The following is a 12,388-nucleotide window of genomic DNA, read 5'->3' on the forward strand; positions in this document are numbered from 1 at the left end:
TTCTTCAATAAAAATATGCTTAAATTCCTCTGTATAGGTGATACCTTTCTGACTTACAGATTTTACGTATAAGTTATTTGATAGAATTTGAATTTCTCTTTCTGTAAATAGCTTTTTTGTCATTTTCAACATTCTCCGATCCCAATTTCCCTTTTATTATACAAGAAATACCCTATAGAATAGACTTTTTTTCAAGTGTCTATTCTATAGGGTACATTTTATCTAAATGCCCTACTCTTTTCTTTTATTTGATAATATCGTTGGTAATTGTACATTAGTCGCCAATTTACGAATAAAACCGAACACTAATCCCATTCCAATAAATATATATAATATCGTGAAAATCTTTCCAAAATCCGTTTGAGGACTAAAATCTTTATCTCCTACAGTTGTCAATGTCACAACACTAAAATATAACGCATCTAAAGGACGTAGCCCTTCAACCGTACTATAAAAAATCGTACCCGATATTAAAGTCAAAATTGTTAATACAAATAACACTTGAAATTCTTTATCTTTCCACGCTCGTAAAAAGGCTCTTAACATTCGTTTTAAAGTTAACAAAAATGAAAGCACCAGACTCCCCCTTCCAAACAAAAATACATTTAGTCAAAGGAAAGTCTATCATCTTTCAGTATAGAAAAAAAGTAGCCCTCTTCTATTTCTAGAAAAGGGCTACTCTTTTCGATTCTATCTTATTTAGGCGAAACAAGAATTTTCACTTGTGTTTTATCTTTTACAAGTGCTTCAAATCCTTCTTCAACAACTTGATCCACTGTAATTTTTTTCGTAATTAATTTCTCTGCTTGAATTTGACCAGAGCTAATTAATTTAATAACAGCTGGGAAGATGTGACGGTACCCTAAAATACCAATAACTTCTTTTTCTTTTAATACTAAGTTATTCGGAGTAATTGTTGCGTCTTTTTCCCATACACTAACAATTACAGTTTGTCCTTCGAAGCTTGTACTTTCAATCGCTTGGCGTAGTACAACTTCAACACCTGTTACTTCAAAGCTAACATTTACACCTAAGCCATTTGTTAAGTTTCGAATTTCAGCTAACACATCTTGAGTTGCTGGATTTAATACATAATCCGCACCTGCTAATTTTGCTAACTCTTGACGTTCTTTAGAAAGTTCAACTGCAATAACAGGAGTTGCGCCTGCTGCTTTAGCTGCTTGGATAACAAGAAGTCCAATTGGACCGCAACCAAATACTGCTACAGCTTCCCCTTCTTTTAATTTACTTTGACGTACTGCATGAACTGCTACTGCTGCTGGTTCTACAAGCGCACCTTGTTCATACGTCATTTCATCTGGAATGTGATGAACCATATCTTCTGGTACTACTGTATATTCAGAGAAACCGCCGCCTTCTCCGCCAAGACCGTGGAAAACAAGTTGTTCACAAACATTGTAATGTCCATGTTTACAAGCTTCACATTTACCACAAGAATAAATTGGTTCTACAACAACGCGGTCTCCCACTTTATGAGATGTAACTCCTTCACCAATCTCTATTACCTCACCACTAAACTCATGACCTAAAATAACAGGTGCTTTCACATGTGTTAATGGATGTTCTTCTGTTGGAATAAAAATAGGCCCTGCTAAATATTCATGCAAGTCTGTCCCACAAATACCACACCATTTAACTTTGATTTTCACTGTTCCTGGTTTTACTGTTGGTTCTGGTACTTCTTCTACTCGTACATCACGTTGATTATGCCAAAGTAGTGCTTTCATTTTATACATCCCTCTCTATGTATATACTTAACCTGGTGAAGTTTACAATTCTATTATAATACTTCTATCCATATATTTCAAAAAAACAATCACATTCCCACTAATTTTTTACAAATAATGTTCAATATTTTGTCACTTTGTACTTTTTTCCACATCTGTTAATTCAATTTCATTGCAGGTGAAATTAGCATTGTGCCATAATAGCATAGGAGAGGTGAATATCGCTTGAAATATTTTATTTACTTTATCGTTATCGTGGCATTTTTAGATACATTTTCACAATTACCTATTATGAGTACTTTCGCTCAAAGCCTTGGAGGAAGCCCTCTTATTATCGGGCTGGTTGTCGGTATGTACTCATTCGCTAATATGATCGGGAATATTATTGCTGGAGCCGCTGTCGATAAATTTGGTGCAAAAAAAATCCTTTATATAAGCATGGGAATTACGAGTTTCATAGTCTTGTTATACACCGTTGTTCAAAGTGGTGAACAACTATTAGTTGTTCGCTTTATGCATGGATTTAGTGATGGCTTTTTAATTCCTGCTGCCTTTACATTTTTATCAAAACAAACAAATGCAAAAAGGCAAGGAAAAGCAATGGCTCTATCTGGTGCTGCTGTTGGAACAGCGGCAATCGTAGGACCTGCTTTCAGCGGTATTATGAAAGCAACAGCTGGCGTAGAATGGGTCTTCATTACTATTTCTATTTTAATGGCTCTTGGTACAATTGTATCTCTATTCTTCTTACCAAATAACGTATCAAGAAAAGATACATCAAGAACGCAAATGATGAACAAAGAAGATATGGTTGAACTATTAAAATCAGAACCATTATTACAAGCATATATTGGTGCTTTTACATTAATGTTTTCACAAGGAATTGTCACTTATATGTTACCAGTAAAAGTTGAGGCATTAGCACTTAAAGCATCTACCACAGGCATGATGTTAAGTGTATTTGGCATTACTGCTATCCTCTTCTTCTTGCTTCCAACAAATCGTATTTACGATCGATTTAATCGTTCAAAACTAATGCTAATCGGAATTGCGGTTATGGCATTCGCATTATCTTTACTCGGATTATTTGCCACAAAGGGTATGCTCTTTATCGTAATGATGATTTATGGAATTGGATTCGCTATCCTCTTCCCATCTATTAACGCTTTACTCGTTGAAAATACTACAGACGATAACCGCGGAAAGGCATTCGGATTATTTTATGCTTTCTTCTCATTAGGAGTTGTTGCTGGCTCCTTTACAGTCGGCGCAATCGGAGCATCACCTAGTGCAAGCTTCATTATCGGAACGGCATTTTTGTTAACATTTGCTGGGATGATTTATGTAAGAAACAAAGTAAAAAAGACAATGATGGGGTAATCCATCGTTGTCTTTTTTAAAATGCATATTGATATAATCCGTAATATAATGGAAGAGTTGGAATAACGCCAATTAATTTAAATATAAAAGGTAACGGCTCATCTCGCTCTTCATATAAACGAAAAACAAAAACTGCAGTTAAAGTCCAAATGATGCTAAACACGAAGATACATCTCCAAACAATTGAGGTTAATATTTGTACATCAAATACAAAACCAAAGAGCCCTATCCACGTAATAATAGAAACTACAAAGTCAAACTTTTGAAGTGGTGTTTGAAACATGCCCCTTACTAACGAAATAATAGCTAACATTGCTACAATAACTAAATAGATTTTCCAAAGCATAATGATAATCTCCTATTTAATTCAACTTTTAACTTTCAATAAACCATATTTAATAAACAATATAGCGTTATATTTTTCATAAAAATAATACAATGGATAACAAAATAAAAAGAAAATAAGTACAGTTGGTACATTATCTACAAAAGAAAAATATTTTACTAGTAATTCCTTAATACTCTCTCCAATAATAATAAACAGTGGAATTATACAAATCATCGCTAATATTAAACATGGCGTTATCCTTATTTCTTTCAACTTCACCTTACAATGTGGACACCTTAATGAAAAAGGATGCGGGATATCAATAATATGTTGTACAGTAATATCCCCTTCACATTGTGGACATCCAATTACTTCTTTCATTTATCGCTTACTCCTTTCTATCTATAAAAAGAGCCCTATCGAATAGAACTCTTTTTTGCCCAATATATTACTTTTGTGTATAACCAAATAACAATGTAAATAAATTGAGCCGTAAAGGCAATAATACTTCTCTTCTTTTAAAAAGAAAGTTTATAAATACCGACGATACTTCGACAATTTCCTCGGAAATATTTCCTTTCCCCACATAATTTGATACACTACACATGAATAAACATTTGTATTACATGAACTAAAATAATAACTTACTGTACAAATTAAAAAGCACATCCTTCATTTGAAGAATGTGCTTTTATTTTATTAACGTCTAATCCAAACAGCACCTGCCGACTTATCTTCTGCTTGTCCAACAACTTGGAATTTAAGTCCAAGGTTTGGAACTTTGCGTCCTGCATCAGCAATTTGTTTATTACTGTATACTTTTGAATCATCAAATGTTGTAACACCTTGTAATCCATTATAATTAAATTGTCCACGTGTTAACGAATTTACACTCCATGCTGGCGTTTGATCAAATGAAAATGCAGCGTCTGCAATTTGCATGCCCGTATTCCCGTACGCTGGTTTCCCGTTCAAGTTACCAACAAGTGCTTCTGGATGAGAATCTACAACACCAAGGAAGCCTTCACCTGGATGCACTCCAACCCAGTTATCTTTGAAGCTATCATCCGCATACCAAACGACAAGGCCTGTATTATATACCGGACCTCTTCCCGCTTTTAACCCATTATCTGATCCAGCATAGTTTCTCCATTCTAAATAATAATAATGAGGTTTCTTCTCTGTCCCATCAGAAACAACGAATCCATTTAATTTCATTTTGGACTGTCCTTCTGCATCATCAGAAAATACTACTTGTCCATCAACCGTTACATTTACATTATCCATTGCGAAACCTTTATATGTTACAGCTGGATCTGTAATATAGTCGAATTGTAGTTTCACTTTTTTTCCTTTAAATTGACTTAAATCATATGATTTATCAATCCATTTTCCATCTGTTGTATCCTTATCGCCTTGGACTACTTTTTCTCCAAGTCTATCAATCAATGTTTTCGTTCCATCTTCCGTTACAGCATGTACTTCGACAAAATCGCACTCTGCTTCTAACTCATAATTTGCTTTATAATCGAATTTTACATTTGTTCCTTTTGTTAAATCAACGAATGGTGTCTCTAACGTTGTATGCATATCGTCTCCTCTTGTACTATAATATGCATGCTTTCCAAACTCAGGCTTAATCGTTTCAACACTCTTACCTGGTAAGTTAACACGTACAACGCCTGGACGATTGGATTTCGTAACACTTTGATCAATATATGTAGGAACTCCCACACCACTCTTAATTTTATCGTAATCTACTTCTAATATTTTTGCCCAGTTGCCACCCATATTCTTTTGTAAGAAGTCTTTATTTTGTGGTGAAAAACTAGTCGGCTCCGTTCCTGCGATTTTTCCTGTCCAACTACCTCCACTCATTAATGACCAAGCCTCGACTGGCGATCCGGCTCCAGTATATTTTGTATCGTATTCATCCGGCAAACCAAGATCATGTCCAAATTCATGTGCAAACACACCAACTGCACCATCTTCTGGTTCAATTGTGTAATCATGTGCCGCTACTTTTCCACCAAAGTAATCTACCTTTGATTTTGTGCCTTCAATCGCTACTGGATCTACTGCTAATTTTGAACGATGTGACCAGATTGCATCATCACCTAATTTACCCCCACCAGCTTCTTGACCGACACCAGCATGGATTACCATTAAATGATCAATTACACCGTCAGGTTCATTTTGATTCCCATCACCATTTGTATCATATCTATCAAATTGATCGAACTGAGATAAATCCAGTCCTTTCTCAGCTGCCGCATGTAAAGCTTCTTTCACTAAATCACGTGCACCTTTCGGACCTTTATTATCATGACCACTGCTACCATCAGCTCCATAATCAGATGCTTTTCCTGGAACAGTTAGCCACTCCGTTACATATCCGTCTGTCGTATAACTACCACCAGACTGCTCTTCATAGTATTGTTTAAACGTTTTTACTTTTGAACCATCAAATAATGTATAAGGCTCATTACCGAACAACATCTTTTGATAATGTTCTCTACTAAAGTCTTTCGAATACATATAACCTGGTGTTTGATCGATATTATTATGTTTATAATCACTAAATTCAACGAGTAACACTAATACTTTATCCGATCGAACAGAGCCCTTATATGGAGCTTGCTTTGCTTTTGAAGTTGGAACTTGCCCATTCAATTGCTTTTTATTTGGTTCTGGCTTTTGCTCAGGGCTAACATTTTTTTCAGCCTTTTTAACATTTTCCTTTTCTTCCATCTTTTTCTCTTTTACTTTTTTCGTGAAATCAGATGTTTCTTGTAAGTGAGCATCTGGAAGAATTTCTTTATTCGCCTGGTCTCCTTGTTTCTTTTCAATATATTGCTCGACGGCTTTTTTCGTCTCTTCTTTAGAAGCTGCTGGATTAATTGTTCCTCTTTCCTTCAGCGCTTCCGCTAAGCGATCTTCTTGAATTAAATTGTAATCAATTGGTGTTGTAGACACATTATCTTTCGCTTTTGCTACCGTTTCTGCGTATGCTAACGGAGCACTCATTACAGATGTACATCCAATAATTGCCGCAATTGCTAATGATGACAACACTTTAAATGGAGCTTTTCTTCTCATCCTATGTCTCTCCTTTTATAAAACTTAAAATTCAGATAAATAAGTGCATTTTAATCAAAATCTCTACTTTCTTCCCTCCCTATATAAAAAGGCATAATTCTATAAACATTAAACTTTCTGTTATAGAATCATGCCCTCCAGTTTTCTGGTCAGACCCTCTATCTTTTTATCCCGCTTTAACGGGCAGTAAGACTCCCACCTCAAAATTCGGTGACTGCGAGGAAGTTAGGTGGGAGATAACTGCCCGTTAAAGCCCGATTGGTTCAACTAATAATTAGTGGGGGGATGAACAAAGCCCCCCACTAATTAAAGTTTCACTTTATATCAAAATATAAAAAATAAAGAGTGATTTGTATATATTAAATAGCTTATATTAAAAATTTAAAAGACAATATGCAAAATTGCATGAAAATTCTTTCAAACAAAAAAAGAACCCTAGTCAATTAAACTAGGATTCTCGATTTTCTATTATTTCTCTTGTGTTTTTTCCCAATCAGCTAAGAATTTCTCAATTCCTTGATCTGTTAATGGGTGCTTCACTAATGAAGCAATTACGTTTGCTGGGATTGTTGCAATATGTGCACCGTTTAATGCTGCGTCAGTTACGTGAACGCTGTGACGTACAGATGCTGCAATGATTTCTGTTTCAATACCGTGAATTGCAAAGATTTCTGCGATTTGGCGAATTAAGTCCATACCGTTATGACCAATATCGTCTAAGCGGCCTAAGAATGGTGAAACGTATGTCGCACCAGCGCGAGCTGCAAGTAATGCTTGAACTGCTGAGAATACTAATGTAACGTTTGTACGAATTCCTAAATCAGAGAACGCTTTTACTGCTTTTAAACCTTCCGTTGTCATTGGAACTTTTACAACAACGTTTGGAGCAATTTTCGCTAACTCTTTTCCTTCTTCAATCATTTTATCAGCTTCTAAGCTAATTACTTCTGCACTTACAGGTCCTTCTATAAAGCTGCAAATTTCACGAATACGCTCATGGAAATCTACGCCTTCTTTTGCTACAAGTGATGGGTTTGTCGTTACTCCAGCTACTACACCTAATGCATTTGCCTCTTTAATTTCGTTAATGTTTGCTGTATCAATAAAGAATTTCATTTGTTATTCTTCCTTCCTAATTTTCATTTTATATTTATTTATTTTTTTTAATAAGCTCTAATTCAATCGGAATAGATTTGTCCACTTTCTTACCTTGTGTTATCTCTTTTGCTGTTTGCATCGCCTTCTCCCCGATTAATTCCGGTTTTTGAGCGACTGTTGCAGCCATACGCCCATCGTTAACCGCTTTCACAGCATCTTCTGTTGCATCAAATCCAACAACGACTACATCTGTTTTTCCAGCAGACTTCAATGCTTCAAGTGCACCTAATGCCATTTCGTCGTTATGCGCAAACACGGCTTTAATATCGCTATTCGCTTGCAAAATGTTTTCCATAACAGATAATCCTTTCGCTCTATCAAAATCAGCCGCTTGTTTGGCAACTACTTTTAAAGACTTATCGGCTACGTTATGGAATCCTTTCCCACGTTCACGAGCAGCAGAAGATCCAGGGATTCCTTCTAACTCAGCAACGTTTGCTCCTTCGCCAACTAATTCACGAATGTAATCACTAGCCATTTGACCACCTTCGATATTATTAGATGCAATGTGAGAAACAACCTTACCTGAATTCGCAACGCGGTCTACTGTAATAACAGGGACATTTGCTGCATTTGCCGCACTTACTGCTGAAGCAACAGCATCTGAATCGGTCGGATTAATAACAACTACATCGACACCCTTTTGAATTAAATCTTCAACATCGTTCGTTTGCTTTGCTGCATCATTTTGTGCATCAACAGCAATTAATTCGATGCCACTATCTTTCGCTTTCTTTTCTGCACCTTTTTTCAAAGTTACAAAAAAGGGATTGTTTAAAGTTGAAACAGAGAATCCAACTTTAATAGTTTTATTTCGACCTTTATCGCTAGAATCCTTTGCCCATTCTGGTGGTTCCATTGAACAACCAGCAGTAATGACCATAATACATGCAACGAGTATAAGTAACCATTTCTTCATGAACTGTCCCTCCATTACGCTTCTTTTCGGCGATCAATTAATACAGCTAGTAAGATTACAAGTCCTTTTACAACTTGCTGGAAGAAAGAAGATACACCTAATAAATTTAAACCGTTATTTAGTACACCGATAATAAGTACACCGATGAATGTACCAACAATCCATCCTCTTCCCCCAGAAAGACTTGTTCCACCTAATACAACTGCTGCAATTGCATCTAATTCGTAAGAAGTACCTGCAGTCGGCTGTGCAGAATCTAGTCGTGATGTTAAGACAATACCTGCAAGCGCTGCCAAAATTCCGGAAAGACCGTAAATCATTACTTTAATTCTCGTAACATTAATACCTGATAGTGCTGCTGCCTCTTCATTTCCACCAATTGCAAATGTACGGCGGCCAAATGTCGTTTTCTTCAAAATGAAGTACAGTACTGCGAAAGCGATCATCATTGTAACAGCTGGTACCGGAATACCAAGAAAATAACCGCGGCCAAACATTTGGAACATTAAATGATCACCAAGACCAGTGATCGGACGTCCGTCCATATAAACAAGCGTCAACCCACGAAAAATAGTCATTGTTGCTAAAGTTGCAATAAATGGAGCTACTTTTCCCTTCGCTATAATGATACCGTTTACAATCCCCATTACAAGACCTGCTAATAATCCAACTGCCATTGCAAGGAACGGATCCATGCCACTTGCCATCATTCCAGCAACAAGTGCACTTGATAATGCTAAAATAGAACCTACCGATAAGTCAATACCCCCTGTTAAAATTACGAAGGTCATTCCGAATGCAATAAGCGCATTAATCGATACTTGACGCAGTATATTAAATAAATTTGGAATTTCAATAAATGCTGGATTTAAAGCTGTAATTACTACAATAATTAATACTAGTCCAATTAAAGACCCGAGTTGTTGTAATACATTCCCCTTCTTAGCCATCCTTACTCTCCCCCTGTAGCTAGTGCCATAATAGACTCTTGTGATGCCTCATCTTTCTCTAAAATGCCGCCGATTTTCCCTTCATGAATGACAAGAACTCGATCACCCATCCCTAAAACTTCCGGAAGCTCAGATGATACCATAATAACGGCATCGCCTTGCTCTGTAAGCTTATTCATGATAGAGTAAATTTCTTTTTTCGCTCCAACATCTACACCTCTTGTTGGCTCGTCTAAAATGAGTAATTGCGGATGAATACCTAGCCATTTTGCGATTACAATCTTTTGCTGATTTCCACCAGAAAGAGATTTCACTGCCTGCTCTCCGCTAGCTGCTTTCACATTAAGAAGCTTCATCATATCTTCTGTAAACTGTTGTTCTAGCTCGCTGCTCAGAACGCTTCCCTTTGAAAGACTTTCTAAATTCGGTAACGATAAATTTTCTCGAATTGAGAAATCTAACACTAACCCTTCAGATTTTCTATCCTCTGTAATGAAAGCAATTCTTTGTCTAATCGCATCTATCGGACTATCAATCTTTACTTCTTGTCCATTTATAAAAATTCCCCCAGAGTCTAAAGGTTCATACCCAAATATCGCTTTCATAATATCCGTACGTCCAGCCCCCATCAAACCAGCAACACCAAGGATTTCACCTTTTCTCACTTGAAACGAAACATTTTCAAATTTCCCTTTCTTCGTTCCGTTACGCATTTCAAAAATGACATCACCAATTTGAGTATTTCGCTCTGGGTAACGTTCACCAATGCTGCGCCCCACCATCATACTCACTACTTCATCAAACGATGTTTCTGGAATTAATCTCTTTCCGACATATTCTCCATCACGCAAAATCGTAATAGCATCACATATTGAGAAAATCTCTTCCATACGATGCGAAATGTAAACGAATGAAACACCTTCTTTACGTAACTTATTGATTACTGTAAAGAGCGTTTCGATTTCACGATCCGTCAATGCCGCAGTAGGTTCATCCATAATAATAACACTCGCATTTGTCATCAATGCTTTCGCAATTTCAATAATTTGCTGTTGTCCAACCGATAGTTCTCCAGCTAGCATAGCACCTTTCACATGCAATCCTAGCTCTGCTAGCTGTTGCTGCGCAATCGCGTTCATTTGTCGCGTGCGTAAAATACCTGTTTTCCCATACATTAACTCTTTGCCGAGAAACATATTTTCAGCTACTGTTAAATTCGGCAATATGTTTAGTTCTTGATGTATAAATGCGATGCCATACTCTTCAGCTTCTTTCGCATTTTTAAACGTACGTTCTTGCCCATCAATCGTGATTGTTCCACCATCTCTTTTGTATACACCTGTTAAAATCTTCATGAGCGTTGATTTACCCGCTCCATTTTCCCCCATCAATGCATGGACTTCTCCTGTTTCAATCATAAACTGTGCATTCTTCAAAACAGGATTGCCATTGAACGCTTTTGAAATATTTTTCATTTCAATATGCATTCTCATCACTTCCCTTTATTAAAAAATCACGCCTGCATGTAAAATTACATTTGCATAAGGCGTAGCTTCGCCTGTACGAATAATTGCCTTCGCTTTCTTTGTATGCTCTTTAAATTGTTCATGAGATACATACTCAAATGCTGGCTCTATTAATTTCAGCTCAATCTCTTTATTCACTTCCGCATTATTTATAATGACTTCTTCTGCTAACGTCACTTTTTCAATTGCCATATCATCAGCTACAACTTGTAACACCTCTAAAAAACTCGGTTTTCCAATCTCAACAGCTAAATCAATTCGTTTTACCTCGTCAGGAATCGGTAACCCGCAATCAGCAATTACAATTGTATCTGTATGCCCAAGTGAAGCAAGGACTGCCGCAATTTCACTATTTAATACACCATGCTTTTTCATCCAACAATCACCTGCACTTCACGTACTCGATCTCTCGTTGGCATACCGCCCTGTGCTCCAAGTTTCGTCACAGAAAGACCACCGGCAATATTCGCGAAACGAATTGCTTTTTGAAGTGTCTCTCCTTCAGAAAGTGCAACTGCTAACGCACCATTAAATGTATCACCAGCTCCAGTTGTATCCACTACATCAACAGCAATGCTAGGAACATGTACAATCTCCGTTCCATTATGGAAACGAACACCGTTAGAACCTTCTGTCATCAATAGTTTATTTGGATACTTCGCCAATAAATCTTCAATTGGTGATTTGAAATCATCTAATACAATGCGGCACTCATGTTCATTTGGCGTAATATAAGTTGCCTTTTCTAAAATATCTTCTGCTAGCACTTGTGCTGGCGCTGGATTTAACATAACTGGAATATTATGCTCCTCACAAATAGCCAATACATATTTTACTGTTTCAAGTGGAATTTCTAGTTGCAGAACAACCATATCTGCTTTTATAAGAAGGTCTTTTGAGCGATCTACAACTGATTTATTTACAAGAGCATTTGCTCCTTGTACGACAACAATACTGTTATCTTCTTCTGCTAAAACGATATGAGCAATTCCTGTCGTTCCATCTGTAACCGGTACCACATAGTCGATAAAAATGCGTTCGTTCTCTAAATTTTTTCTAACTACCGTTCCGTAATCATCAGTTCCTACCGCTCCAACCATCGCTACATTTGCTCCTAATCTAGCTGCAGCAACTGCTTGGTTTGCCCCTTTTCCTCCTGGAATTGTATGAAACGCTTCACCAATTACTGTTTCTCCTGCTTTCGGCCGTTTTTTTGAAACAGCCACTAAGTCCATTGAAATGCTTCCTACTACTGCAATATTCGGCATCTGTTTCATCTC

General features: G+C 36.8%; 12 protein-coding genes. 1 reads left to right on the forward strand and 11 read right to left on the reverse strand.

Annotated features, from left to right (window positions below):
* Window positions 1–231: 231 nt before the first annotated feature.
* Both COK05_RS18220 and bdhA read right to left on the reverse strand, forming a co-directional pair.
* Window positions 232–576 carry a potassium channel family protein gene (locus COK05_RS18220; RefSeq protein ID WP_098613717.1) on the reverse strand — a complete coding sequence of 115 codons (345 nt, stop codon included), beginning with the start codon at window positions 574–576 and terminating at the stop codon, window positions 232–234.
* A gap of 119 nt (window positions 577–695) precedes the next feature.
* Complete coding sequence (gene bdhA / locus COK05_RS18225) at window positions 696–1,748, reverse strand: (R,R)-butanediol dehydrogenase (protein ID WP_000645827.1); 1,053 nt, start codon at window positions 1,746–1,748, stop codon at window positions 696–698.
* 225 nt (window positions 1,749–1,973) lie between these two features.
* Between bdhA and COK05_RS18230 the strand changes: the two genes are divergently transcribed.
* On the forward strand, window positions 1,974–3,128 hold the full coding sequence (locus COK05_RS18230; protein ID WP_098613718.1) for an MFS transporter: 1,155 nt from the start codon (window positions 1,974–1,976) through the stop codon (window positions 3,126–3,128).
* Between the two features lie 16 nt (window positions 3,129–3,144).
* Here the strand turns inward: COK05_RS18230 and COK05_RS18235 are convergent, their stop codons facing one another.
* From COK05_RS18235 to rbsK, 9 genes are all read right to left on the reverse strand, one after another.
* Window positions 3,145–3,474 carry a hypothetical protein gene (locus COK05_RS18235; protein ID WP_098613719.1) on the reverse strand — a complete coding sequence of 110 codons (330 nt, stop codon included), beginning with the start codon at window positions 3,472–3,474 and terminating at the stop codon, window positions 3,145–3,147.
* 21 nt (window positions 3,475–3,495) lie between these two features.
* On the reverse strand, window positions 3,496–3,837 hold the full coding sequence (locus COK05_RS18240; RefSeq protein ID WP_098613720.1) for a hypothetical protein: 342 nt from the start codon (window positions 3,835–3,837) through the stop codon (window positions 3,496–3,498).
* A gap of 318 nt (window positions 3,838–4,155) precedes the next feature.
* Window positions 4,156–6,555 carry a M6 family metalloprotease immune inhibitor InhA2 gene (inhA2, locus tag COK05_RS18245; protein ID WP_098613721.1) on the reverse strand — a complete coding sequence of 800 codons (2,400 nt, stop codon included), beginning with the start codon at window positions 6,553–6,555 and terminating at the stop codon, window positions 4,156–4,158.
* Between the two features lie 468 nt (window positions 6,556–7,023).
* Window positions 7,024–7,671, reverse strand: a complete 648-nt coding sequence (fsa, locus tag COK05_RS18255; RefSeq protein ID WP_000667666.1) for a fructose-6-phosphate aldolase — start codon at window positions 7,669–7,671, stop codon at window positions 7,024–7,026.
* A 34-nt stretch (window positions 7,672–7,705) separates the two neighbouring features.
* Window positions 7,706–8,632, reverse strand: coding sequence for a ribose ABC transporter substrate-binding protein RbsB (gene rbsB / locus COK05_RS18260; RefSeq protein ID WP_000758976.1), 927 nt, complete (start codon window positions 8,630–8,632; stop codon window positions 7,706–7,708).
* Between the two features lie 14 nt (window positions 8,633–8,646).
* On the reverse strand, window positions 8,647–9,582 hold the full coding sequence (locus COK05_RS18265; RefSeq protein WP_001074641.1) for an ABC transporter permease subunit: 936 nt from the start codon (window positions 9,580–9,582) through the stop codon (window positions 8,647–8,649).
* Window positions 9,583–9,584: 2 nt separating this feature from the next.
* Entirely contained in the window at window positions 9,585–11,069 is a 1,485-nt protein-coding gene (rbsA, locus tag COK05_RS18270; protein ID WP_098613723.1) for a ribose ABC transporter ATP-binding protein RbsA, read from the reverse strand.
* Window positions 11,070–11,087: 18 nt separating this feature from the next.
* Complete coding sequence (gene rbsD, locus COK05_RS18275; protein WP_098613724.1) at window positions 11,088–11,483, reverse strand: D-ribose pyranase; 396 nt, start codon at window positions 11,481–11,483, stop codon at window positions 11,088–11,090.
* Entirely contained in the window at window positions 11,480–12,376 is an 897-nt protein-coding gene (gene rbsK / locus COK05_RS18280) for a ribokinase (protein ID WP_098613725.1), read from the reverse strand. The genes rbsD and rbsK overlap by 4 nt, the downstream gene beginning before the upstream one ends.
* Between the last annotated feature and the right edge of the window lie 12 nt (window positions 12,377–12,388).

It is taken from the genome of Bacillus cereus (assembly GCF_002567495.1).
Taxonomy (GTDB): domain Bacteria; phylum Bacillota; class Bacilli; order Bacillales; family Bacillaceae_G; genus Bacillus_A; species Bacillus_A cereus_AQ.